Origin of the sequence: Micromonospora sp. NPDC005194 (genome assembly GCF_040608335.1) — a bacterium.
Lineage (GTDB): Bacteria > Actinomycetota > Actinomycetes > Mycobacteriales > Micromonosporaceae > Micromonospora.
In genome coordinates, this window is sequence record NZ_JBEXIA010000012.1 from 63,407 (window position 1) to 87,389 (window position 23,983).

The following is a 23,983-nucleotide window of genomic DNA, read 5'->3' on the forward strand; positions in this document are numbered from 1 at the left end:
GATGGCTGAGTGCGCGACCGGCGACGCCGTCTACATCGGGGAGATCGGCCAGGTCGTCGGCTTCTTCGAGCGGGGCATCGACGGCATCCTCAGCGACATCGCGGGCGCCATCATGGGCGCGGCGGTGGAGTTGTTCGCCAACCTCGGCGACGTGCCGACGCTCGGCGACGAGAAGATCAACGACCAGATCCACCTGCAGACCGACTGGCTCGTGGTGACCATCGCGGTGGCGTCGTTGCTGGCCGCGGCGTTCCGGATGGCACTGCTACGGCGGGGACAGGCGTTGTGGACGGCGCTGTCGGGCCTGGTCCGCATGATCCTGACCGTGGGTGCCGCGTGGACCGTGCTCAACCTGCTCGCCACCGAGGCCGACCACTACAGCGACCACCTGTACGACCAGGGCATCAAGGCGCAGCTCAAACTGATCGCCAACTGTGGCACCGACGGGCTCACCGCGTTCCTGCTGATCATCATCGGGTTGCTGCTGCTGGTCGCCGGCTGCATCCACGTGATCCTGATGTACCTGCGGCTCGGCGCGATGGTGCTGCTCACCGGCACGTTGCCGCTGGCCGCCGCGGCGTCGATGACCGAGTCGGGCGGCGGGTGGTGGCGTAAGCACATCGCCTGGATGGTGGCCTGGCTGGCGTTCAAACCGGTGGTCGGGCTGATCATGTATTCCGGGGCGGCGATGATCGGCTCGGTCGACGGCGACGCCAAGCACTACAAGCTGGCCGGCGCGGCCATCCTGCTGATGGCCGCGGTCGCGCTGCCGGCGTTGATGCGACTGATCGTGCCGGCCATGGCGGCGCTCGGTTCGTCCGACGGCGTGGGCGCGGGTGTCGCCGCCGGCGCCGCCGGCGCGGGCGCGGTGGCGAGCGGGGCCAAGCGGATCGCCGGTGGCGGCGGTTCGAGTGGCGGCGGCGCGGCCAGGGCGCCGAGCGGCGGCGCGCCCACCGGCGCGGCGTCCAAGGGGGGCGGCGCGTCCAAGGCTGGTGGTGCGTCGAAGGCCGACGGCGCGTCCAAGGCCGACGGGGCGTCGACGTCCGACGGGGCGTCCACGGCCGAGGGCGCCTCCACGCCCGACGGGGCGTCCACAGCCGAGGGCACGGCCGGCGGTGGCGGGTCGACGTCCGCAGGACAGCAGGCGTCCGGGAGTAAGCCGGCGTCCGGCGGGGAACCGGCGTCCGGCGGGGAACCGGCGTCCGGCGGGGAACCGGCGTCCGGTAGCGAGCCGGTGTCCGGTAGCGAGCCGGCGTCGGGCAGCAGACCGGCGCCCGAGAGCGAATCGGCATCCGGCAGCACCCCCGCGAGCAGCACCCCGGCGCCCGCGAGTAGCCCGCCGTCCGGCAGCGATGCGGCAGGCGGTGGCGGGTCGGCAGGTGGCGGCGGGCGCAGCGTCGCGTCGACGGCCGGCCGGGTCGTCGGCGGCGCGGTCGGCGCCGCCGCCTGGACCGTGCAGAAGAGCGCCGGCGTCGTCGCCGGCACCCACCGGCACGCCGCCGGCATCGCCCGCGGCGCGCTGCCGGACCCCGATCGAGACTAGGCCGGCCCAGGAGGACGACCATGACCACGGCAACCGAACAGATCAAGACACTCACGTACGGCAACTGGCGCCGCCCCCGCAAGGCCGGCCTGGGCTCGCTGGGCCTGATCGGGACCGTCGGCCTCTTCGGCGGTCTCGTGCTGGTGCTGCTCGCGTCCATGATCTCGCTGGACGCGGCCCTGGTGGTGGGGCTGCCGCTCGCGTTGACGCTGGCGCCGCTGGCGATCCGCACTCCGGACGGCCGCAACGTCTTCCAGATGGTCGGCGTCCGGGTGGGCTGGTTGCGCCGCAAGTCCAAGCGGCAGCACCTCTACGTCTCCGGGCCGCTGTCGACACGCCCCGGCGGACGGTTCCGCCCGCCCGGCCTGCTGAGCCGGGCGGTCATGCTGGAGGGGCGCGACCCGTACGACCGCCCGTTCGGCGTGCTGCACCACCCCAACCGTCACCAGTACACGATCGTGCTCAGCTGCGAGCCGGACGGCGGGTCGCTGGTCGACCCGGACCAGGTCGACACGTGGGTGGCGCTGTGGGGCGACTGGCTGTCCCGGCTGGCGCACGAGCCGGGACTGCGCGGCGCCTCGGTGGTGGTGGAGACCGCGCCGGACCCCGGCACCCGGCTCGCCACCGAGGTGCTGGGCCGGATCTCCCCGGACGCGCCGCCCGCCGCCCGCGCGGTGATGGAGGAGGTGGTGCGCAACTACCCGGACGCGTCCTCGGAGATGAACACCTACCTGACGCTGACCTACTCGGCGCCCGGCGGCGCCCGGCGCGACGACGACACCATGCTCGCCGACCTGGGGCTGCGGCTTCACGGCGTGCTCAACGGGCTGGTGGCGGCCGGCGGCGGGTCGGCGGAGCCGCTGTCCGCGGAGCGGATCGCCGAGGTCGTCCGGGTCGCCTACGACCCGGCCGTCTCGGCCGAGGTGCTCGACGTACGCGCCCAGCACGGCGGCACCGGGCTGGAGTGGGACGACGCCGGGCCGGCCGCCGCGATCGAGTCGGTGACCGCCTACCAGCACGACTCCGGCGTGTCCCGGAGCTGGCTGCTGACCATGGCGCCGCGCGGCGTGGTGCGCTCCGGGATCCTGCGCAGCCTGCTCGACCCGGCCGCCGGCATCCGCCGCAAGCGGGTGGCCCTGATCTACCGTCCGATCGATCCGGCGACCTCCGCCCGGATCGTCGAGTCGGACCGCCGGTCCGCCCAGTTCATGGCGAACTCAACGAAGGGCCTGGTCAGGGCCCGCGCGGTCGCGGAGATCCAGGCGGCCGAGCAGACGGCGGCAGAGGAGGCCTCCGGCGCCGGTCTGGTCGAGTTCTCGATGCTTGTGACGTTGACCGTCGACTCGGCCGCCGAGGTGCGCGACGCCAACGTGACAATGCGGAACCTGCTCGGCGCCACCCGGATCGCGATGCGCCCGGCGGACCGGATGCAGGCCGCGGCGTTCACCTGCGCCCTGCCCGTCGGCATCCTGCCCTGGGAGCAGGCGTTCGTTCCGCACGACCTGCAGGAGGCGATGTGACGGGCGGCGACGGCGTGCGGCTGCTGGATCTCGGGGCGGGCTGGCCCCGGATGACGTCCGGACCGGTCACCGCGATGTCCGGTCTGGTGGTGCCGGACGTGGACGCGCAGGACCGGGAGCCCGACGAGACGGGCGAGCAGACCCCGCGGGCGCTGCGCCGGGCGCGTCGGCGGCGGGCTGCGGAGGAGGCCGCCGAGCAGCGGTACCGGCAGCGGCTGGCCCGGGCTGACCGCGCCGATCAGGTGCCGCACCGGGGGTCGCCCGTCGTGGGCGGCGGACGGGTGGCCACGCTGGACCCGCCGACCATGTGGCGGGCCACTACCGTGCAGGCGTGCGGGCTCTGGCCGTTCGCGTCCGGCTCCGGCGCCCCGATGACCGGGGTCCCGCTCGGCCAGCACATCAGCACCGGGGCCACGGTGTGCGGGGATCCGCTCAACTGGTTCACCCGGGCGCGCTACATCTCCAACCCGTCGCTGTTCATGCTCGGCATGCCGGGTCTCGGCAAGTCCACGCTGATCAATCGGATGCTGATCGGCCTGGCCGCGCAGGGCGTCGTCCCTCTGGTGCTGGGCGACCTGAAGCCCGACTACGCGGACACCGTCCGCGCGCTCGGCGGGCAGGTCATCTCCATCGCCCGGGGCGTCGGCGGGCTCAACGTGCTGGACCCCGGCGCGATGGGCGCCGCCGCCGCGCGGATCGGCGGGCAGGCCGGGCAGGCGCTGGCCGCCGAAACCCACGGCCGGGTGTTGAACATGGTCGCGGCGCTGCTCACCATCGTGCGGGGCGTGCCGATCAGCGACCACGAGCAGTCGGTGCTCTCGGCCTGCCTGCGGCACCTGCGCGAAGCCACGCCGCCGGGCCGGACGTACCGGCTGCCGGACCTGCTCGCGGTGCTGGAGGCGGGGCCGCCGCGGGTCCGGCAGGTCACGCTCGACCGGGGTCAGGAGTCGCGTTACCGTGACGCCGTCGACCCGCTGCACCGGTCGCTGCTCGGCATCCTCGACGGCCCGCTCGGCGACACCTTCGCCTCCGAGACCGCCACCCGGATCGACCCGGACGCCACCGCCGTCTGCATCGACATCTCCCGCATCGGTGAGGCGGACGGGCAGTTGACCGCCGCCGCGATGCTCGCGGCCTGGTCGGACGGCCTGGGTACGGTGTCCGCGTCGCACGCCTTGGCGGATGCGGGCCTGGCGCCCCGGCGCTGGTTCTTCACCGTGCTGGACGAGCTGTGGCGCCCGCTGCGGGCGGCTTCCGGCATCGTCGACCGGATCGACGCGCTCACCCGGTTGAACCGTTCGCTCGGGCTCGCCGACGCGAAGATCACCCACACTTTGAAGGACGCCGAGGCCCTGGGCAGCGAGGCGGACAAGGCGAAGGCCCGGGGTTTCGTGGAGCGCGCCGGCATGGTCGCCTGCGCCGGGCTGCCGAAGGCAGAGATGGAGGACCTGGGCCGCGTGGTGGGGCTTTCCCGGCGCGAGATCGACCTGGTCTCGTCCTGGTCCTCGCCGGCCGGCTGGGCGCAGGACGGCGCCAACGAGGAGCCGCCCGGCCGAGGCCGGTTTCTGATCAAGGTCGGTGGGCGGCCCGGCATCCCGATCCGGGTAGCGATCACGGACGCCGAGCGGCACCTGCACGACACGAACACGCGGTGGATCGCCAACGGCGACGCGGAGCGGATGCTGGCCGAACGCGCCGCGGTAGTGCGCGCCGTGACGGCCGGCGACCTTCCCGGGGCGGGTGCCCGGTGAAGCGCGGCACCGGCGGAGACCTGCTGGCCTGGCTGATCCCGACGCTCGCGCTGATCAACCTCACCGCCTTCGTCCTGCTGTGGCTCGGTGGCACGCTGGCCACCGCCGTCGGCGGGTACGGCTGGCATCCGCCGCCGTTCCGCCTCGACGTCTACCTGAGCCTGCTCGGCGGCGGTGTCGGGACGGTCTGGCCGGGCGTGCCGCCGGCCCTGGTGTACGGCGGCGCGGTCGTGCTCGTCCCGGCCGTCGCGGCACCGGTGGTCGCGGCGGCCCGCGCCGTCGCCCGTCGCCTCGGCCAGTCGTCGAACCTGGCCCGCGCAGCCGACCTGCGCGCCATGACCGGTAAGGCGGCCGAGGCCCGGGCCCGTGAGCTGCGCCCGTCCCTGCGCGACGCCGCCCGCCTGCGCCCCGACGACACCGGCAACCTGCTCGGCGATCTCCTGCCGTCCGGGCCGGAGCTGCGCTCGTCGTACGAGGACGTGGAGCTGGACCTGATGGCCCCGCGGGCCGGCAAATCCACCGGGATCGCCATCCCCCGGGTGCTGCGGGCGCCCGGCGCGGTGCTGCTCACCTCGAACAAGTCGGACGTCTACCTGGTCACCCGGCAGGAGCGGGCCCGGGTGGGTCGGGTGTGGACGTTCGACCCGCAGGGCGTCGCGTACACCGAGCGCGACATGTGGTGGGACCTGCTCGGCGGCTGCCGCACCCTGGAGGGCGCGCGGCGGCTCGCCGGCCACTTCGTCAGCTCGGTCAACGACGACGCGTCGAAGCGGGACTTCTGGATCGCCGCCGCGCAGAACACGCTGACCGCTCTCTTCCTCGCCGCCTCGCACGGCGGCGCGACGGTCGGGGAGATGCTGGCCTGGCTCGCCGACCCGGGCGACCGTACTCCGGTCGACCTACTGCGCGACGCCGGCCTGGACGCGATGGCCGATCAGCTCCAGGGCACCGTACGCGGCGCGGTCGAGACCCGCGACGGCATCTACGAGACGTCCCGGCAGTGCGTCGCCTGCCTGCTCGACCCGGAGATCCTGGCCTGGGTCAGTCCGGACCCGGACCGCCCCGAGTTCGTCCCGGAGGAGCACGTGCTCAGCCGCGACACGCTCTACCTGCTGTCCAAGGACGGCGGCGGCTCGGCCGCCGGAGTGATCGCCGGCCTAGCGGACGCCGTGGTCCGGGCCGGCGTGGTGGCCGCCGAGCGGATGGGCGGCCGGCTGGACCCGCCGATGACCGCCGTGCTGGACGAGGCGGCGAACGTGTGCCGCATCGCCGACCTGCCCGACCTCTACAGCCACCTCGGCTCGCGGGGCATCAGCGTGGTGACGCTGCTGCAGAGCTACCGGCAGGGGGTACGGGTCTGGGGCGAGGCGGGGATGGACGCGTTGTGGGGCGCCGCCACGGTCAAGCTGCTGGGCGCCGGGCTGGACGACGCCGATTTCGTGGACAAGGTGGCCCGTCTGATCGGCCAGCACGACGTCCGCACGCCAACCTACTCCCGGTCCCGCGACGGCTCGTCCCGGTCGGTGTCGTACCGGCAGGAGCAGGTGCTGCCGGCGGACCGGATCCGGGCGCTGCCGAAGGGCACCGCGCTGCTGCTGGCAACCGGCGTGCGGCCGGCGGTGATCCGGTTGCGTCCCTGGTACAAGGAGCCGGACGCCGGGCCGATCGCGGCGGCGGCCCGCACCGAGGCGGAGGCGGTCACCGCGCGGGCGCGGGCTGCGGCCGGGCGCCAGCGGGCCGGGTGACGGCGTGTCGAAGCTGGCGGCCGCGCGGGCCGCGCACCAGACGGCGACGAACCGGTTCGGCGCCACCCAGATCACCTGGTTGATCATCTCGATGGTCGGGATGCTCCCGCTGGCCGCGATGGCGGCGCTGGCCCTGATCGTCCTGGTGGTCGTCATCCTGCTCAGCGGTTCGCAGATGACCTCGTACTCACCGGACCCGGACAGCACGCTCGGCCCGGGCGCCGGCGGCAGCGTCCTCACCGAACTCGCCGGCGGCGACGGCCGCGGCGGGTTCAAGGAGTCGGGCGTGCCCGACGCGGACCTGGTCGCGCCGATCCGGGAGGCGGCCCGTGAGTGCGACCTGCTCACCCCCGTGATCCTCGCGGCCCAGATCGAGTACGCGTCGGACTTCGACGCGGACAAGGAGGGTCAGGACGGCCGCAAGGGGCTGTCCCAGCTCACCCCCGACGTGTTCGAGCGCTACGGCAAGGACGACGACGACAGCGGCGAGGCCTCGGCGCTGGACCCGGAGGACTCGATCCACGCCCACGCCCGGTGGTTCTGTCAACTGGCCGAGGAGACCCAGCGGATGCTGGACGAGAAGACGGTCGTCGGCGACCATCTCACGCTGACGTTGATGGCCTGGGACCAGGGCACGGAGGCGGTGAAGGCGCTGGGCGGCATGCCGGTCATCGTGCTGGACAGCTACCCGTTGCGGGTGCGCGGGCTGTTCGCCCGCTACACCATCGGCGGGACGGACACGTCCACCGCCTTGCCGACACCGACGGCGTCGCCGGGGGCCGGGGCGAAGAAGCGCGTGGTGACGGGGGACGAGGGCACGCTGCTGACCGGGTCGACGTTCGACACCATGTTCCCCGACCGCAACACTTTCTACACGTACGCCGGGCTCACCGACGCGATGGCCACGTTCCCCGACTTCGCCGGCACCGGCGACGAGGCGACCCGCAAGCGGGAACTGGCGGCGTTCCTGGCCAACGTGGACCACGAGTCCGGCGGCCTGGTCCACGTCGAGGAGATCGACCGGGCCGCGTGGGGCACCTACTGCGACGGCGGCCAGCCCTACGGCTGCCCGGCCGGCCGTAGCGCCTACCACGGGCGGGGGCCGATCCAACTCAGTTGGAACACCAACTACAAGGCGGCCGGCGACGCGCTCGGGCTGGACCTGCTCGGCAACCCGGACCTGGTGGCCACTGACCCGGCGGTGGCATGGCGTACCGCGCTCTGGTTCTGGATGACCCAGAGCGGCGCGGGCACGACCACCCCGCATGCCGCGATCACCGGCGGCGGTGGGTTCGGCGAGACGATCCGCAGCATCAACGGGGCGTTGGAGTGCGGCGGCGGCAACGCCGCGCTGGTGCGGGCGCGGGTCGACGCGTACCGGCGGTTCACCGCCGCGCTCGGCGTCGACCCCGGTGACGAGGGGACGCTGACGTGCTGACCGACGAGCCGCCGCCGAGGCCGTTTTTCATCCTCTACCTAGACGGACCCGAGTACGCCGAGGAGTTGCGCCGGCTCACCTCCTGGGTGGAGGGTCTGCTGCTCCCGGTCTACGGCGGCGAGGTCACCTCCGGCGCGCCCTGGTGCCCCCGCTGGCGGGAACACCCGGAGGCGATCGCCTACCTGCACGGGCTCTGGCTCGCCTGGCAGGAACGTACCGGCCCCCGGGCGGCGCCGACCGACCCGGCCCTCTGGCACCAGAACCACCTCTGGCCGACCATGGACGCGCTGCGCAACCCCAACGGACCGTTCGCCGGCTGCAAGCCCGGGGGACACCGGCCCAAGGACCGGCCCTACGTCGAGCGCGACGACTGAGCGACCCGCCGGGAGAACCGTCCGAAGGACGGCCGCCGGGGGGCCGGCCGTCCTTCGGGCCGATGCCGCCTAGGTAGCGGTGGCGGCGAGCGTTGGTTGGATGCTCGGCATGACTGAGATCTGACCCGTCGCCTGGCCGCCCCAACCGATCCGGGCCGAGCGACTGGTGCTTCGCGCGTCCGAGGCCCGGGACCGGTCGACGTTCATCGAGCTGTTGGCGTCGCCGGAGGCACACCTACCTCGGTGGCCCCGGTCGTCGGACGAGCTTGAGTGCGAGCTGCCCGAGGTGCCCGCACGGTGGCGAGGGAGTTTCGTCGTCGACCTCGACAGGGCGATAATCGGCCGGGTCCCGCTTTGGCGCGCGACGGAGCATCGTCGTCCGGCGGCCCGTGGGAAAGGCCGATCTCGGTTACCTGTTCCTGCCGCCTGCCTGGGGTTTCGGGTACGCCACCGCGACGTGCGTGGCGGCGCTCGACTGGTTCGGCGGTGTCCTTCCCGGCGAGCCGGTGGTTGCTCACCACCCAGTCCGCCAACGTCAACTCGATGCGCCTCGCGGCAAAGCTGGGGTTCACCGAGGTGGAACGGTTCCACGCCTGGGACGCCGAGCAGTGGCTCGGCGTGCGGCCCCCGGTTAAGCCGTCGGCCTGAGCCCGTCGTGGGGGGTCAGCCGGTGGGGCCGATCCGCTTGGCCAGGTCCACGAAGGACCGCCAGGACGCGGCGTCGACGTCGAACGCGAGCAACGGCAGGTCATCCTCGGTGGCGGCTTCGGCTTTGGCGCGTTTGACGTCGAGTTCGGCGATGACCGAGGTGTAGACGTCGGTCATGGCGGCGGCGAAGGAGTGGTCGAGGAGTTCCTGGATGTCTTTGAGGTCGGCGCCGGCGGCTTTGAGGTAGGTGGCGGCGCAGTGCCGCAGGTCGTGGGCGCGCAGGATGACGCGGGTGATGCTGGCTCTGGCCATGATCCGGTTGCCGGACTCGGACTTGACCTTTTTGATCACGGGTGTGTAGCCCTGGGTGGCCATCTGTTGGGTGACGCTGATCAGGGAGTTGTCGAGGTCGACGGCGGTGTCGGTGAGTCCGACGGCCTCGCCGCGGCGCAGGCTGCGGTGAAGGATGAGCGCGAACAGTGGGTAGAGGGCGATGTCGTGCTCCTCGGCGTGGTCGAGGAACGCGCCGCCTGTTGCGGGGTCCACACCATGACCGGTCGCTCGGAAGCCAAACACCGCAGCCTTCGACGTCCGCACCTGCCGCGAACCGAGCGCTACGCATTGTCGCCGCCGGGCTCGTTAATGCCTGCTCACAGTGTCACGCCCCGGTTGAGACTGTCAGGATCGTGTTTAAGAGGCCGGTTCGCGGAGGCAAGGAGAAGTCCCCGGGCGGGCGAGGGTCGCAACAGGAAGAACTAGTACTCCAACGTCACTTGGCTTCGGCGTTGGGCGTGGCGCGGGCATGAGGACAGCCACCGCGTTGATCATCGATGGTTTGTGAGGACAACCGAAGATCGTGCGGTGGCCGTGTGCCACAGCGTAGACCCGACCGGGTGACGGGTCATCCTGGACGAGGCGGTGACACGTGTCGCGGACCGGTTCGTGCGGGCGGAGCCCCGTCGGACCGCCGGGCAGTTCGTGGAAGGGCTGCTGTCGGGCGTGGAACGTAAGACCTGCTGGTCGTTGGCCGAACGGGCGGGTCACGACGATCCGCAGGCGATGCAGCGGCTGCTGCGTACGGCGGTGTGGGACGCCGACGCCGTCCGCGATGACGTGCGTGATTGGCTGATCGAGCAGCTTGGCCACCCCGAGGCTGTGCTGGTCACCGACGAGACCGGCTTCCTGAAGAAGGGCGTGTGCTCGGCCGGGGTGCAGCGGCAGTACACGGGCACCGCCGGCCGGGTCGAGAACAGCCAGGTCGGGGTGTTCCTGGCCTACGTGTCACCGGCGGGGCGGGCGATGATCGATCGCCGGCTCTACCTACCCGAGACATCCTGGTGCGATCGCCCCGACCGTCTCACCGCCGCCGGCGTCCCGGACGACGTCGGGTTCGCTACGAAGCCTGCCCTGGCCCGGCAGATGATCGCCGCTGCGCTGGACGCCGGTGTCCCGTTCGGGTGGGTGACTGGCGACGAGGTTTACGGCGCCGACCCCGGCCTGCGCGCTGACCTGGAACACCGCGGGATCGGCTACGTCCTGGCCGTCGGCTGCGACCGACGCGTGCACGTCAACGACGGCCGCACTTTGATCCGCGTCGACGACCTCGCCGACCGGATACCCACCGCCGAGTGGCAGCAGCACAGCTGCGGACCGGGAGCGAAAGGTCCCCGCGACTATCTGTGGGCCTGGGTCACCACCGCCACCAGCCCCGGTGAGCACCGGTGGCTGCTCATCCGCCGCAACCGAACCACCGGCGAGCTGGCCTTCTACCTGTGCGGGTCACCTCGCCTGGTGCCGCTGCACACCCTCGTGACCGTCGCCGGATCCCGCTGAAGCGTCGGGGAGTTGTTCCAAACCGGCAAAGGCCAGGTCGGCCTTGACCACTACCAGGTCCGCGGCTGGACCGGCTGGCACCGGTTCATCACCCTGGCCATGCTCGCCCTGGCCGTCCTGACCATCCTCGCCGCCACCACCGCGCAGCAGCCCGACCCCGACCCGGAGATCATCGCGTTGACCGTCGCCGAGATCCGCCGACTCCTCAACGCCTTCGTCCTCGCCCTGCCACTACCCCCAGCGCACACCCTGTACTGGTCCACCTGGCGACGAACATCCCAAGCCCGAGCCCGGCGATCCCACTACCAGCGCAGACTCGGCCACTTAGCTTGAGACTTACTCGTCTAGGGCTCGAGCGTGGCGGGCATGCTGAAGGCGGCGACGTGACGGGCACCGATGAAGGCGTTGCTCTCTACGATCTTCCCGTTCTCGATCCGGAGTACGTCGACGACCAGCGCCTCATAGTGCGGGCTGCCGGGCCGGCGGAGATAGTTGATCAGTGCCGGGCGCCCGTTGGCCGAGGTGGGGAAGGTACGCCAGTCGAGCGGTCGGCCGAGGAACTCCGCGGCCGCGTCGATCCCGACGACCGGCGGCTCGGGCGGCATCGTGATCCGTACGTCCTCGGCGAGCAGTGCCCGGACCGTCTTCGGGTCCCTCGCGTTGGCGTAGCGGCGCAGGATCTCTTCGTCCTCGCTGGTGAGCTGCGGGCGGCGCCAGTCCTGTGGGTCCGACGGAGCGCGCCGCCGGAGGGTGCGGCGGGCCCGCTGGAGGAGGCTGTTGACGGCCGCTACGGCGGTGTCGAGCGCGCCGGCGATCTCCTGCGGCGTCCAGCCGTAGACGTCGCGCAGCACGAAGGCCGCCCGCTGCCGCGGCGGCAGGTACATGAGCGCTGCGATCAGGGCCAGCTCGACGGTCTCCCGGGCGGCGAGACCGGTCTGCGGATCGTCGGCCAACAGGGCGTCTGGATAGGGACCGAGCTCGGTGGACCACTCCAGCGGGTCACCATACGGAACCGTCCGGTGACCGGCCGCCTTGCGGCTGTCGAGGAAGACGTTCGTGGCGATCCGGTAGAACCAGGTGCGCGCCGACGCCCGACCCTCGAAGCGGTCGCGAGCCCGCCAGGCACGCAGGAAGGCCTCCTGCACCAGGTCGTCCGCGTCGGTGACGTTCCCTGCAAGGCGGTAGCAGTGCACGTGTAGCTCGCGCCGGTGCTCGTCGAAGGCGCGCTGCAGCCAGACCGCCTGCTCGTCAGGCGAGTCGGACATGTGATCTCCCCGGGGCTGAATGGTCCTCACAACCGTACTGACGACCGCGGACCCCATCCGTCATCGGTCACCGATGACGATCGCCGACTCGGTCGTCTGTACCTGTGACCAATCCCCACCCCACGAAGGAGACAGCCATGACGGCAACCCCCGCGTCCAGCGCAGCCACGCCCCCGGTCGCCGACCGGGAGACCTGGCTGCGCGAGCGCAACGAACTGCTGGTCCGGGAGAAGGCCCATACCCGCGAAGGAGACGCGATCGCAGCCGCTCGTCGTCAGCTGCCGATGACCTTGATGCCGACGGTGACGGTCCAGGGCCCCGGCGGGGACACCCCGCTGGTGGAGGTTTTCGAGGGCCGCCGGATGCTCATCGCCTACTTCCACATGTGGCACGACGGCAAACCGTACGGGGATCAGTGTGAGGGGTGCACCTTCTCGACCTGTCACATGCAGATGCTGGACTACCTGCATGCCCGGGACGTCACCTACGCCGTGTTCTGCCAGGGCCCCTACGACGAAAGTGCCCCGTTCGCGGAGTTCATGGGCTACCCGTTCCCCTGGTATTCGGCGAAAGACTCCGACCCGGCTCTGGCCGACGGTCGCGAATTCGGGTTCATCGCCTGCTACCTGCGCGACGGCGACCAGGTCTACGAAACCTACTGGACCACCGGGCGGGGCGTGGAGGCGTTGACGACCAGCTACCACGCCTTGGACCTCACCGTGTACGGCCGGCAAGAGAACTGGGAAAACTCACCCCAAGGTTGGCCGCGGGTCAGTGGTCACCCGTGGCGGCTCAACGGCCGCCCCACCGCCCAATGGTCACGCCCCGCCGTTACGCCGGCGGTGACGTCCTGACGCTCGAAGATGATCATGCTCGGGTCGGCCGCGGTGTCGGCCTGCTGCTGCGTCGTGCCGCGGGCGGGCGCGTCCCGCAGGGCCCGGATGCTCGCGGGTGCGATGGTGGCTGTCATGGTCGCGGTGACCCTCGACGCCGCACCGGTTGTGCAGTACGCGGGCGCGCTGCTGCTCCTCGCCTTCGCGGCGGCACTCGTCACCAGCGGTCCGACCGAGCCCGGCCCGGAGGTGGAGTGGCACCGTACGGCCGGGGCCGTGCTCATGGCGCTCGCCGTGCTGATGCATCAACACGGCGGGTCGATGGCTATCCACCACATGGCCGCCGGGCCCCGGATGGACCACGGCATCGTCACCGGCCATGACGCGGCGCTCGTGTTGCTACGCGCCGCCACGGCGGCTTACCTCTGCTGGATGGCGGCCGCACTCGTCCGGCTGCGCAATCGACCGATCACGGACCTGCTCCGTTGGGAGCACCTGGCCATGGGGGCAAGCCTCGCGGCCATGATCTTCTTCATGAGCTAGCCGAGTAAGCCAGCCGGCAGATCAAGTGACGTTGGAGTACTAGGCCGTAAGAGCGGGGGCTGGCACAATATGAGCACGGCCCGGAGGGATGTAACCCCGGTACTCAGACGATGCCCCGTCTGATCAGCGGAAACTATGTTCCGCCTCGCCCCGCAGGCGTCCATGACTCGCACTCCGGGCCGCGCCGAACCAGGATATGTCGGCAAGACAGCGCGCGCGGCGGGCGGAGCTTGCCGAGGCGAAATGATGACAGCCTGATCCGCAAGATCCGGAACATGTGCGGAATGACCGAGCGGCCCGTCAGCGACTCACTGCACATACACCGTGGTAGAAGAAGGGCGTGCGTGCTGAGGCTACTGCCTTTGAAAACCGTGTGTCGCGGCGGCAAGTCAGCCGAGACCGAGCGAGTGCCACGAACCCGCGCACCGACCGGTCCCAGCCGGGTACTTCGGCATCGAAGTCCGAGCTGCGGGCGTCGGTGAGGACGTCGAGGGCGAGGTCGGGTAGCTGGTCGCCGAGCCTGTACGCCAGCCCCACCGCCGCCGTGACCCGGACGACCGCAGCGTTCGCGGACAGCAGCTCGCGGAGGCGGGCGTCGACCCGCTCCGAGCCGACCGGGCAGTGGGCGAGGGTCAGGTTGGCGCTGGCCCGGGTGGCGGCGCGGGCCGCGTCATCCGGGACCGCCATGAGCCCGGCCAGCGCTGCCTCGTCGGGCGCGAACCAGGCGAGTAGTTCGGCGGCGTACCCCACCAGCTGCGGGTCCGGATCGGTGAGCCAGCGGACGTACCGGTCGGTGTGCCGGGCTCCAGCATCGAAGGCGTTGGCCTCCCACGGGTGTGACCCCTTCGGGTCGATGGGCGTGAGCAGGGCGGCCAGTTCGGCACGCTGTGCGGGTCGTAGTGATCTACAACGAACAGCACGCCCGCACGGTGCTCCGTGACTATGAGGACCACTTCGACTGGCACCGGCCACACCAGGGCCTGGAGCAGCATCCACCCGACTACGACCCCGGCGGCGCGGTCGTCGCGATCGACAAGCCGATCCGCCGGCGCCGCATCCTTGGTGGCCTCATCAACGAGTATCACAGGGCCGCTTGATCCGCTCACAAATCCGCAGCTCATAGCCTGCAACACAATTTTTGGCACGGTACCGGGTGACACTTGCAGGGTCGGCCGCGTCCACGTCCACGCTGCCGCAGTGGGCACCACCGTGTTCGCCGGATCACCGCGGTGGGCCCGGACCGGACCCTTTCGTACGTGGGTCAGATGAGCCTGGTCTGCTTCGCTGTTAGTGCCTGGTGGAGCGGGTCGCCGCGCATGACGTGGATGGTGCCAGGGTCGACGATCGGTGACGGTGCACCCTATGCAGCGCCGAGGGGGGTGCCCTCGGCGGCGAGCTGGGCTACCAGCTCGTCCGCGGCCGCGCCTGGTCCGCTCGACCTGGTCCGGGTGGCAGAAGATGTGCGTCAGGAAGTAGTCGATGTGGGGGTGCGGGTGGAACGCGGTCAGCGCCGGGACCCGGATGCCGAGGAGGCGCCCACCCATGCCCCTTTTAGCCTCTCCTCGCGCGATGCCCGGCGTGACCGCTGGTGATGTGAGAGTCGAGAGGCGTGTCAGCTTCTTTGTACCGTGGTCCCGGCTCGAATCGCCCGCGGTATCTCGGCGACATCGTCGACACGATCCAGCAGCGTGGCAAGTTCGTCGCCGGACGCGGGCGAGCTCAACTCGACCTGGTAGGTGATGCCGCTCGATATCCACGTCTGCGTGTCGAAACCTCCCTCGGCCGATACACGTACCCCGTCGATCCGGATGCCGAGTTCGCCTGCCTCCCGATATATGTCATTCAGGACGCAGCCAGCGGCGGCGAGGTGCAACAGGTGTGCCCCGGTGAAGTCCGCCTCGACCGTGACGCCCTCAGGTGTCCAGCGGTGAGGGAACCCGATCGCACCACCGTCATCTGATCTGAACGAGCCGGCGCCGACCACGACCGCGAATCGCTCCACCGGTTGCCCCTGTCCGCTTTGCCTCACCCGACCGGCTCATTGTCGCCCGTCACCAGCATCACCACCAGATACCGAGACATCCGCTTCTAGCCGCGATCCGGCGCGAGCGCGACCACCCCAGCGGTGACGGATTGTAGTCGGCAGGGCGGTCCGTCATGCGACATGGGAAGGTGCTCGACAGACGTCGTCGCCCCTTCTGGAGCGTCGACCTCTGTACGCTCCAGCCGTACCTGCTTGTGCATTTGGACCCGTACGCCGACAGGACTGGTTGGCTGCCGGATGGGGCCTGTTCGGTGGGGCTGCTACTTCGGCTGGCCGGTGGCGGGCACCGGGACGGCCTGGCCGGGCACGCCGCGGGGGAGCAGGGGAGCCGGGCCCAGCAGGTGCTCCGGCGGCACGTGGATGCGCAGGCTGTTGGACAGGTCGACCAGCTCCTTCTGCGTCACATTCATTCCGAGCACCTCGAAGTTGTAGCCCAGTCCCGTGAGCTGCTCCTGCATGTTCCCCACCGGCACATCCCTGGGAAGTACACCGAAGACCTTTGTGTCCTTCGGGGAGACCCGCACCGGCAGGAACTCCTCACCGACCTGGACCACTGCCGCGGTACCGTCCTCATTGGCCGCCAGCCGCTCGATGTCGCGGCGGACCTGCCCGCCCTCCTCGCTCAGCACGACCTCACGCTCGATCCTGTCCAGGGCCGCGTCGACCTCGTCGGCCCTGGTGGGGAACTTTTCGCCGCGCAGCCGGGCCCGGTTGTTGCGGGCGCGCAGCACGTCACGGGCATACGCGCGCAGCTCGGCGCGCTCAGCCTGGGACAGGGAACTGATGCCGCCGGAGGCGATCTTCAACTCCCGGGCGGCGTGCCTGCCTGCCTTGGCCTCGAAGACGGCGACGATGATCAGCTCACCGTTCTGCCGGTGGGCCAGTATGCCGTCGGTGAGCTGGCGTCCCGACGCGTCACGGATCATGTGGCCCGGGATGAACTCCAGCGTCTGGGGCGCGGGGATGTGGATGCCCAGGGCACGCGCCCCGGCGGGATCACGCAGCCACGCCGCGATCCGCGCCTCCAGGAACTCCTCCAGCAGCTGCCCCTTCATCAGGTTAATGTTCGGGCCCTTCTCAACGACCCGCATCAGCGCCAGATGGTCCAGCTCGCTGAGCACTGCCGTGCCGCTGACGAGCTTCTTCAGCGAGTCGGCGACGTACGTGGCGATGGACATGCCCCGCGGGCTGCCCCGCTTGACGCCCATCCTCTCCAGCGCGGTGACGGCCCTCGCCGCCAGCGCCGAATCGACCTTCTTTCCCGCCGCGATCAGGGTCCGGGCCTCGGAGATGGCGAGGCGCCCAGTGACGTCCTCGCTGACCTTCTCACCCGCAGCCAGGGCGAGGCTCCACCGTGCGGCGCCGAGCCCGTACAGCCGCTCCATCCGCGCTGCGGTGTAGAGCGCCCGACCGCCCTTGACGAACCGGGAGGCGAACGGCAGCAGCACGCCCGCGGCGATGATGCACCGGTCGACCTCGGTCAGCTCGTAGCCGAAGATGTCGTACCCGAAGGCCGCCTCGAAGATCGCAACCGCGGTGCCGACGACCGGGATGAGGGCGATCCCGAACTCGACGACCTCCAGCACCGCCGGACGGTGTTCGACGGGCAGCGGGAAGGAATTGGTGTCGGTGGGCTGCTGCTGGGCTATCCGCAGCGTGACCAGCAGGTCCTGGCGCTGTGCCAGCATCCGGCTCATACCCTCGGCCGCGGGCAGGGTGAGAAAGTCGTCGTCGCCCTGGTGCGCCATCACCCACGCGGCCAGGGTCGCCGCAATGGCGTCGAGGGCGTCGGGAACAGAAGGCGTGGGAGGCACCGGAGATCCTGGCACCGCCGATGCCCGGTCGTGTTCCTGTACCAGCAGTACGCGCTTGCGGGTGCGATCGACGACCAGGTGCGTGGGCATGGTGGCGCGTTCGCGCAGCATCCGCATCAGCGCCAGGTATTCGTTGTTCTTGGCGGTGAAGGCCTCCGGGGTCAGCTCACGGCGGCGCAGCGGGGCTGCCGCCTGCCGCCGCGCGGTGACCTTCCACAGCTCCGGGCCGGAGAGACCGCCCTCCTTGCGATGCTCGTATGCGGCAAGGGAGTCAGGCCGCCGAGCGAGATCCTCGGCCATGATGGCGACCCCGCCGCGCAGCACGGCCAGCTCGAAGGCGCTCGCCCTGCCGCCGGTCATGCCGGCCTCGAACTCGACACGAGCCGAGGTCAGCATTCGCCGGTAGGGGCCCAGGTCGATGGCCATGGAGTCAGGCTGGGTAGACGGGGAGTTCGGGGCCTTCCTGCAACCACACCAGCGTGGTCGGCACGGTGAACTCCCACGGGCTGCCCTCGGGCAACGCGCCGGCCAGGTCGTCGGTCTGCGCCCGCACCTCGTCGGCGACCGACTTGTACAGCGGGTCGTCGATGGTTGGCGGCTCGCCGCCGAGCCAGACCCGGTCGGCCAGACGAGGGCTCCTGCGGGCCAGGAAGTACGCGACCGCCAGGTTGTATGCGGGCGACACCGGGACCACCACCCTGGCCGCGCCTGCCTGCTTGAACTGGGCGAACAACGGGTCGATGTCGGAGCGGTTGCTGGCCTCGGTCCACTTAGTCTTGCGGCCCCAGAAGTACGAATAGAACAGGTAGGTCATCTGCGGCCAGTCGAAGGCCTGTTCGAAGAACTGGATGACCGGGCCCTCTGCCATCGCCTCGTACACGTCGACCTCGGGCAGCTTCGCCGGGGCGTCCGCCGGGTCCGTCATCGCGTTGTAGTCGCCGAGGTGACTGCCGGTCATCATGGTGACACACAGCTTCTTTAGCTCGGTGCGCTCGATCTCCCGATTGGTGGCCGGGTTGCGGCCCTGGATCACCACGGCCCCCTCCGGCGCGCCGGCCTGGGCCACCTTCTGGTCGTACGCCGTCTTCATGGCCAGGTAGGCTGTGCTGATCTTCTCGAAGGTTTTGTTCTGCCAGTCCTGCAGGTGCGCGTCGTTCCGGTAGCAGTTGATGCCGACGTTGACCGAGTACGCGTTGATGTCGTACCCGATGCAGCTGACCGCCATGGGCCCTGTCGGGTTGTCGAAGGTCTCCGAGGACTGCGCCCACCCCAGGGTGTGCACTCCGCCCTGCTTGACCGCGGTGCTGGCGATGAGTTCGGCGGCGTCGTCACCGATTTGGATCGAGAACCGTGGCCCGCCGACCACGTAGATCAGCGACACGTTGGCGATGTAGTAGATCATGGTGTAGCCGTCCGGCACGACCAGGTCCTTGAGCATCTTCGATACGGTCTTGCCGTTGTCGACGCCACTCTGCTCGAACGACGTCGCCGCGTACGTCCATTCCAGCGGCGGCGTGGTGATTCCCTGGGCGTTGTAGCGGCTGGCGAACGTCTGGTAGTTCGACTCGTCGAGGTCGGCGGCGGTCAGCGGCTGGTTCTTAGCGTTGACGAGCGGTATCGGCGGCTCAGCGCCCACCACGGTCTTCGGCCGCAGCTGCGAGGCGAGCCAATAGGCCGCCGGCTGCGGCACGATGAACTCCAGCATCAGCCGCCGGCCGTAGTTGTAGACCTGTGCCCGGTAGCGCTTGTCTACCCAGCGGTAGACGCCGGTGATGTGCGCGGCGCCCTGGGCGTTGTCGACGCCGTGGGTATTGGTCTCCTCGACCTCGTGGAAAGTCTTGGTGGTGCGCTCGGTCTTCACCTTCTTCTGAATCTTTGTGACGGAGCGGTCGACCACATCGCGGGCGAAGTTCGAGCTGCTTCTGGTCGACTCCTGCTTGGATGTCGCGTAGGCGAAGTCGCCGTGCGCGGTGGTGACGACCGGCCCGAAGGCGGCGGTCACCGTCACTCCGGCCTGCACGCTCATGTCCTCCTTGACGGTCCGGTCCGCCTCCTTCTTCAGCTCGAACCGGTCGGTGGACTGCTGGTCACGCTCGGTCTCGTTCACCTCCTCCGACGACTCGAAGTAAGTGGTCTCGACCCGGTCCAGCATGCGGTGCACCCGCTCGCGGTGCTCGCCCTTGAGCACGTTCTCTATGTGTGCAACTTCTCCCGGGGCGTACCCGAGCAGGGTCTGCTTGACCACCTTCAGGTCGCCGACGCCCAGTGGCCGGATCCGGCCGCTGACATCCACGTCGGGGCTGGTGCCCGGGTCGGGGTCGGCATCGAAGATCGGCGGGAGGTCCAGGCCCGGCGCGATGGTGCCCACGTCGTGCAGATCGAGCGTGCCCGACAGCGCCCGGAACTCGCGCCGCAGCGCCGGGTCGTCACGCAGAGCGTCCACCCTCCGCAGCAGCGTGGTCAGGTGCGTTTGAGCGGTCGCGGTCGCCGTCGGAACCGCGGTGGCCTCCCCGATCCGTAGACGGGCCGCGACGCTCCGCGCTTCCTCGGGCAGGTTGCCATCGAATATCCGGGCCATGCTCGCCACGCGTCCCAGCGTGATCCGGTTGCGGAACACGTCGCCGTGCTGGGTTGGCTCCTCCGACAGCACCCGCTCGCGGATCGGCGCGGCGTTCGCCCGTACGGCGTCCAGCAGTGTGCGGGTCGCCGCGACCTCCCGCAGAAGCGCGCGGACCGGCTCGTCGGACACCTCGGCGTGCCCTGCCACCGAGGCGGAGCCGCGCCAGCGTGTGGTCTCGGGCGCCTCGACGACCGCGAGCTCCGCGGGCACAACCGGGGTGGCGCCCAGCGCGGTCACCGCGTCGGCGGCGGTGGTTGCCGCGTCGGCGCGCCACAGTGCGGCGAAGTGCAGTGCCCGCAGCGCGGCCGTCGGCGTCTCCAGGTCGGGTCCGGCCGCCGGGCCCTGACGATACGCCCGGTACAGCGCGTCCCAAGCCGTCCCGGCCAGCTCGGCGGCATCGCGGTCGGCCAAGGCGCGCACGTCACGCAGTTCCGCGTCCGCGTCGCCCAGCGGGTCGCCGCCGGGCTGCGCGCCGAAGTGGTCGGCCAGCGCGCGGGCCGCTTCGGCCAGCGCGGCCAGCCGCGGGTCCGGGTGCCGCGTGGACTCGCCATCATCGTTGCCGGCGAGCGACCCGCCGCCGGGGGCTCTGCGCTGGTCGGTGATCAGGCCGAGGGCCGCCTCACGTTGCCCGACCAGTTGCGGCGGACGTACAGCGACGAACTTGAAGGCATCGACGGTCTGACTGTCTGGCATAAGTCTGTTGTAGGACGTCGCGACGCGTGCGCACAGTGTCTGTCGGATAGCGGCCTCGCCGAGCCGACAACGGGCGAGGTCACCAGCGACGTGGACGGCACTGCCTGTCGTGCTCGACGGCCTTTCGCGATGATGCTGACCGACCTGCTCGGAACGGCTCAGGTGCCAGGAATGACGCGCCGCCGCTGGTTGGCGAGGCTCAGGTCGGACCACTGCGTGACGGGTACTCCATCGGCGGTGGACCGATCGGACACCTCGAGGACCTTGTCGGCCGCAGTGGCCGCCGATTCGTCTGGAGCGATTGATGTGCCGCGGCTCGCGGCGGTGCCTTCGCTGGCCCCGGGGGACACCGGACGCCCCAGCACCGCGGACGCGTCGGTCTACAGACCGGTGGTTGGAGCCGCTGGCGGTCGTGCAAGACAAGAGTTCGTCCGGACTTCTTGGCACGGGAAGCGCTTGACGATCCGCGGTAACGAGCCCGGTAGCGGAGGGGATCGCCATAGGTGGATGAGGCGGTGATCCACGGCATGGAACGGCATTTGTGTCCGCCGTTCTTGTCCCCTTCTAGGAATGTTTCAACCTATCCCGGCACGGCGTGACAGAATCGTTGTAAAACTGGGGGTCAAGGGGTCGTCGGTTCGAATCCGGAGGTCCCGACAGAGAAAAAGCCCTGACCAGCGGAAACGCTGGTCAGGGCTTTAAGTTTGTCCATGGGATTTTGAACCGCCGCGGGCCCGCTGACGCCTCCATCCTCGTTGTGGGTCCGGATGCCGGTCAACGGCGCAGATCCCAGGGGCCGGAAAGAGTCGTGCAGCGTTCGTGGATGTCTAGGCGATTCCGAGGCCGCGGCGGCCGGTTTCGTTGAGGTCTTCGGGCTGGAAGCGGTTGGGCCATTCGCGCTCGTAGTCCTCGGCGGGGAAGTCCGAAGGGCTCGATCCGCTGAGGAACGCCTCGCGGACGTTGGCGGCGTACTTCTCGTTGCGGGGGCACCACGGTGCGGCGGGGATGTACATGACGTTGCCCCAGCCCTTCTGCGACTCGACCGGCGCGACACTATGGATCATGTCGGCGTGCCACCAGACCGAGTCACCGGCCTGCACGTCGGGGATGCCGGCCAGTGCCTCCATGAGCGGGGCGTGCCACTTGTGGCCAGCCGGGAAGACCTGGTTGACGGTGACGCCACACATGTCGTCGTCGGGGACGTCAGACAGCAGTGGGCGCAGCATCAGGTACGCCATAGCCTCGGGAATCGGCACGGTGTGCAGCACGCCCTGGTCGTGGGCCATGTCAGACAGGGCGGTCCAGCCCTGGAAGGTGCGGAATGCCGAGCACATGGTGGTGCCGGGGTACTGCGGGCCGTCGGTGCGGTGCGCGGCGTCCCACGGGTCGTACTGTTCGACGCTGCCGTCGAACAGGTGCCGGAACGCCTGCTGGTAGGCCCTGGTCATCCACAGGTCCAGGGTGCCGGGGTCGAGGTGGGTGCCTAGGCCGGCAGAGTCGGCGCCCTCGGGGCGGCGGCGGATGCGGTCGGGGTAAAGCGAATCCCTGTTCGGGTCGAACCACTGCACGCCGTCAGACTCCGACTTCCACTGGCTGTTGAGGAAGGCCTGGACGGCCGCCATCCGGTCGCTTTGGCGGGCCTGCATCTGTGCGGGCGACCAGTAGATCGGGTAGATCTCGGGCTTGGAGCCGACGCTGCCGAAGAAGTCGTCGCCGGGGCCGCGGTAGTTCTCGAAGAAGTTGTTGCTCTCGACGTAGTCGACGATGTCCTGGTCCCACGCGAGGGCCTGGTCGCGGTCGAAGTGGCCACGCACGACCAGGCAGCCGCGGCGGCGCAGCAGGTCGAGTTGCCCGGCGGTGACGGTGCAGTTCGCGATGTCGGCGTAGTCGATGACCGGCCAGACGCTCTCGCCGCGACGGCGGGCGGCGTTGATGTCATCGACGGCGGCCTGGACCCGCTGTTCGACGACGGCGAAAACCTCATCGACCGTACGCCCGGAGGCCTCGATCCGGGCGCGCAGCGCGGCCTTGATCTCCCGGGTGGCCGCTTTGAGGTCGGCGGGGGTCTGCTCCCAGTGCGGCAGTGTGGTGCTGGTCGACACGGCGTCTCCTTCTAGTTAGCCCCCGTTACTTGAAAGACTTTACTGGGTCGAGCCTCTTCTAGGCAATAGCCCTGACTAGAATGTTGGCGTGGAGCCCACCTTGCCGTCGCAGGAGATCGTCCGGTCGCTCACCGACGAGCACGTGCTTCGCGCGTTGATGCAGCACCGTCGACTTACTCGCGCCGAGCTGGCCGTCGAGATCGGCATCTCCAAGCCGACCGCGGGGGAGAGCGTGCGCCGGCTGACCGAACGCGGCCTGGTGGCCGACACAGGTGAGCGCACCCCGGGTGGTCGCGGTCGCGGTCGGGTGGGCTCGTACTATGCGCTCGCGCCGGCGGTGGGCGTGGCGCTGGCCGTCGTCATCGCTCCGGAGGGTGTCGTGGCGGAGTGCCTGGACATCTACGGTGACACGGTGTCGCGCGCGGTCCGGCCGATCGACCGGCCGGCCCGCCCGAGCCAGGCTGCCGATGCGCTGGCCGCCGCGACCGTCGAGGTTCTCGCCGCAGCCGGCCGGCCGGCCCGGCTGGCCGTCGTCAGCGCGGCTGACCCGGTAGATCGCGCCACCGGCCGCCTGGTGCAGCTGCCCGACTCACCTTTCCTGGTCGGTGACCTCGACCCGGTCGCCGTCCTCGCGCCGCACGCGGGCGGCCCGGTCGTCGTCGACAACGACGTGAACTGGGCGGCGCTGGCCGAGCGGAACACCGCCCGCGACTTCGCTTACCTCTACTTGGGTGAAGGGCTGGGCTGTGCGATCGTCAGCGACGGCGAGGTCCGCCGCGGGCATACCGGCCTGACCGGTGAGATCGCCCACCTGCTGACCGTCGGGCCGGGTGGTCGCGCGGTCCGGTTGATCGAGGTCTTCGGCGAGCTGGGTCTGCGCCGCGACGGCTCGACCGCGATCGACGTCGAGCGGCTCCTCGACAGCGACCCCGCGACGCGGGAGCTCATCGGCCAGGCCGTTGCCGGTGTCGTCGCCGCCGTGGTCGCGCTTGCCGACCCGCAGGAGATCGTTGTTGGCGGTTCGTGGGGCCCTGCCCTGATCGGTAGCATCCGCTCGGCGACAACACCGATGCCGCGCGAGGTCCCCGTGCGGCCCGCCGTGCTGACCGGCGAGCCGGTTCTGGCCGGTGTGCGCGCGGAGGCGCTCAACCGCCTCCGGTCAGCCATCACGACATCCAACACCGTGAACGTTCGTGGTCAAGGCACTAGATAGGCGC

General features: G+C 70.4%; 18 protein-coding genes and 2 pseudogenes. 13 read left to right on the forward strand and 7 right to left on the reverse strand.

The window, feature by feature from the left end:
- The first annotated feature begins 1 nt into the window (after position 1).
- The 7 genes from ABZU53_RS13075 (at position 2) to ABZU53_RS13105 (ending at position 9,019) form a co-directional block, all read left to right on the forward strand.
- Positions 2-1,543, forward strand: a complete 1,542-nt coding sequence (locus tag ABZU53_RS13075; protein ID WP_355065876.1) for a hypothetical protein — start codon at positions 2-4, stop codon at positions 1,541-1,543.
- Positions 1,544-1,563: 20 nt separating this feature from the next.
- Positions 1,564-3,063, forward strand: coding sequence for an SCO6880 family protein (locus tag ABZU53_RS13080; RefSeq protein WP_354855686.1), 1,500 nt, complete (start codon positions 1,564-1,566; stop codon positions 3,061-3,063).
- Positions 3,060-4,814 carry an ATP/GTP-binding protein gene (locus ABZU53_RS13085; protein ID WP_354855685.1) on the forward strand — a complete coding sequence of 585 codons (1,755 nt, stop codon included), beginning with the start codon at positions 3,060-3,062 and terminating at the stop codon, positions 4,812-4,814. Before ABZU53_RS13080 ends, ABZU53_RS13085 begins: the two co-directional genes overlap by 4 nt.
- Positions 4,811-6,559, forward strand: coding sequence for a TraM recognition domain-containing protein (locus ABZU53_RS13090; RefSeq protein ID WP_355065878.1), 1,749 nt, complete (start codon positions 4,811-4,813; stop codon positions 6,557-6,559). The genes ABZU53_RS13085 and ABZU53_RS13090 overlap by 4 nt, the downstream gene beginning before the upstream one ends.
- 4 nt (positions 6,560-6,563) lie before the next feature.
- Positions 6,564-7,997, forward strand: coding sequence for a glycoside hydrolase family 19 protein (locus ABZU53_RS13095; RefSeq protein WP_355065880.1), 1,434 nt, complete (start codon positions 6,564-6,566; stop codon positions 7,995-7,997).
- Positions 7,991-8,371: a DUF4913 domain-containing protein gene (locus ABZU53_RS13100; RefSeq protein ID WP_354855682.1), complete on the forward strand. Its 381-nt coding sequence runs from the start codon at positions 7,991-7,993 to the stop codon at positions 8,369-8,371. Before ABZU53_RS13095 ends, ABZU53_RS13100 begins: the two co-directional genes overlap by 7 nt.
- A 486-nt stretch (positions 8,372-8,857) precedes the next feature.
- Positions 8,858-9,019 carry a hypothetical protein gene (locus ABZU53_RS13105; RefSeq protein ID WP_354855681.1) on the forward strand — a complete coding sequence of 54 codons (162 nt, stop codon included), beginning with the start codon at positions 8,858-8,860 and terminating at the stop codon, positions 9,017-9,019.
- Between the two features lie 15 nt (positions 9,020-9,034).
- On the opposite strand, the gene ABZU53_RS13110 is transcribed toward ABZU53_RS13105, so the two are convergent.
- The gene (locus tag ABZU53_RS13110) at positions 9,035-9,565 is read right to left on the reverse strand and encodes a tyrosine-type recombinase/integrase (protein ID WP_354855680.1); all 531 of its coding nucleotides are present in this window, start codon (positions 9,563-9,565) and stop codon (positions 9,035-9,037) included.
- Between the two features lie 372 nt (positions 9,566-9,937).
- Between ABZU53_RS13110 and ABZU53_RS13115 the strand changes: the two are divergent.
- Positions 9,938-11,185, forward strand: a pseudogene (locus tag ABZU53_RS13115) (IS701 family transposase).
- An 11-nt stretch (positions 11,186-11,196) separates the two neighbouring features.
- On the opposite strand, the gene ABZU53_RS13120 reads toward ABZU53_RS13115, so the two are convergent.
- On the reverse strand, positions 11,197-12,117 hold the full coding sequence (locus tag ABZU53_RS13120) for an RNA polymerase subunit sigma-70 (protein ID WP_355065882.1): 921 nt from the start codon (positions 12,115-12,117) through the stop codon (positions 11,197-11,199).
- Positions 12,118-12,254: 137 nt separating this feature from the next.
- Here ABZU53_RS13120 and ABZU53_RS13125 point away from each other — a divergent pair, with 137 nt between their 5' ends.
- Both ABZU53_RS13125 and ABZU53_RS13130 read left to right on the forward strand, forming a co-directional pair.
- A complete protein-coding gene (locus tag ABZU53_RS13125; RefSeq protein ID WP_355065884.1) occupies positions 12,255-12,971 on the forward strand; it encodes a DUF899 family protein in 717 nt (238 codons plus the stop codon).
- Between the two features lie 114 nt (positions 12,972-13,085).
- Positions 13,086-13,493, forward strand: coding sequence for a hypothetical protein (locus ABZU53_RS13130; RefSeq protein WP_355065886.1), 408 nt, complete (start codon positions 13,086-13,088; stop codon positions 13,491-13,493).
- A gap of 300 nt (positions 13,494-13,793) precedes the next feature.
- On the opposite strand, the gene ABZU53_RS13135 is transcribed toward ABZU53_RS13130, so the two are convergent.
- Positions 13,794-14,243 carry a hypothetical protein gene (locus tag ABZU53_RS13135; RefSeq protein WP_355065888.1) on the reverse strand — a complete coding sequence of 150 codons (450 nt, stop codon included), beginning with the start codon at positions 14,241-14,243 and terminating at the stop codon, positions 13,794-13,796.
- A 149-nt stretch (positions 14,244-14,392) separates the two neighbouring features.
- On the opposite strand from ABZU53_RS13135, the gene ABZU53_RS13140 reads away from it, so the two are divergent.
- Complete coding sequence (locus ABZU53_RS13140; RefSeq protein WP_355065890.1) at positions 14,393-14,590, forward strand: transposase; 198 nt, start codon at positions 14,393-14,395, stop codon at positions 14,588-14,590.
- Between the two features lie 515 nt (positions 14,591-15,105).
- Here ABZU53_RS13140 and ABZU53_RS13145 read toward each other — a convergent pair.
- From ABZU53_RS13145 to ABZU53_RS13160, 4 genes are all read right to left on the reverse strand, one after another.
- Entirely contained in the window at positions 15,106-15,495 is a 390-nt protein-coding gene (locus ABZU53_RS13145) for an OsmC family protein (protein ID WP_354855674.1), read from the reverse strand.
- A gap of 302 nt (positions 15,496-15,797) precedes the next feature.
- Positions 15,798-17,777 carry a pre-toxin TG domain-containing protein gene (locus ABZU53_RS13150; protein WP_355065892.1) on the reverse strand — a complete coding sequence of 660 codons (1,980 nt, stop codon included), beginning with the start codon at positions 17,775-17,777 and terminating at the stop codon, positions 15,798-15,800.
- Between the two features lie 4 nt (positions 17,778-17,781).
- Positions 17,782-21,165 carry a hypothetical protein gene (locus tag ABZU53_RS13155; protein ID WP_355065894.1) on the reverse strand — a complete coding sequence of 1,128 codons (3,384 nt, stop codon included), beginning with the start codon at positions 21,163-21,165 and terminating at the stop codon, positions 17,782-17,784.
- 326 nt (positions 21,166-21,491) lie between these two features.
- Positions 21,492-22,766: a DUF1479 domain-containing protein gene (locus tag ABZU53_RS13160; protein ID WP_354855669.1), complete on the reverse strand. Its 1,275-nt coding sequence runs from the start codon at positions 22,764-22,766 to the stop codon at positions 21,492-21,494.
- Positions 22,767-22,854: 88 nt separating this feature from the next.
- Here ABZU53_RS13160 and ABZU53_RS13165 point away from each other — a divergent pair.
- Together ABZU53_RS13165 and ABZU53_RS13170 are read left to right on the forward strand one after the other, a co-directional pair.
- Positions 22,855-23,019, forward strand: a pseudogene (locus ABZU53_RS13165) (winged helix-turn-helix domain-containing protein); the annotation flags it as partial.
- Between the two features lie 90 nt (positions 23,020-23,109).
- On the forward strand, positions 23,110-23,979 hold the full coding sequence (locus ABZU53_RS13170) for an ROK family protein (protein ID WP_355066033.1): 870 nt from the start codon (positions 23,110-23,112) through the stop codon (positions 23,977-23,979).
- The last annotated feature ends 4 nt before the right edge of the window (positions 23,980-23,983 follow it).

Coding starts and splice junctions, on each gene's coding strand:
- ABZU53_RS13130 (WP_355065886.1), top strand. CDS start 13,086: ATGGTCGCGGTGACCCTCGACGCCGCACCGGTTGTGCAGTACGCGGGC.
- ABZU53_RS13125 (WP_355065884.1), top strand. CDS start 12,255: ATGACGGCAACCCCCGCGTCCAGCGCAGCCACGCCCCCGGTCGCCGAC.
- ABZU53_RS13080 (WP_354855686.1), top strand. CDS start 1,564: ATGACCACGGCAACCGAACAGATCAAGACACTCACGTACGGCAACTGG.
- ABZU53_RS13075 (WP_355065876.1), top strand. CDS start 2: ATGGCTGAGTGCGCGACCGGCGACGCCGTCTACATCGGGGAGATCGGC.
- ABZU53_RS13120 (WP_355065882.1), bottom strand. CDS start 12,117: ATGTCCGACTCGCCTGACGAGCAGGCGGTCTGGCTGCAGCGCGCCTTC.
- ABZU53_RS13150 (WP_355065892.1), bottom strand. CDS start 17,777: ATGGCCATCGACCTGGGCCCCTACCGGCGAATGCTGACCTCGGCTCGT.
- ABZU53_RS13155 (WP_355065894.1), bottom strand. CDS start 21,165: ATGGCGATCCCCTCCGCTACCGGGCTCGTTACCGCGGATCGTCAAGCG.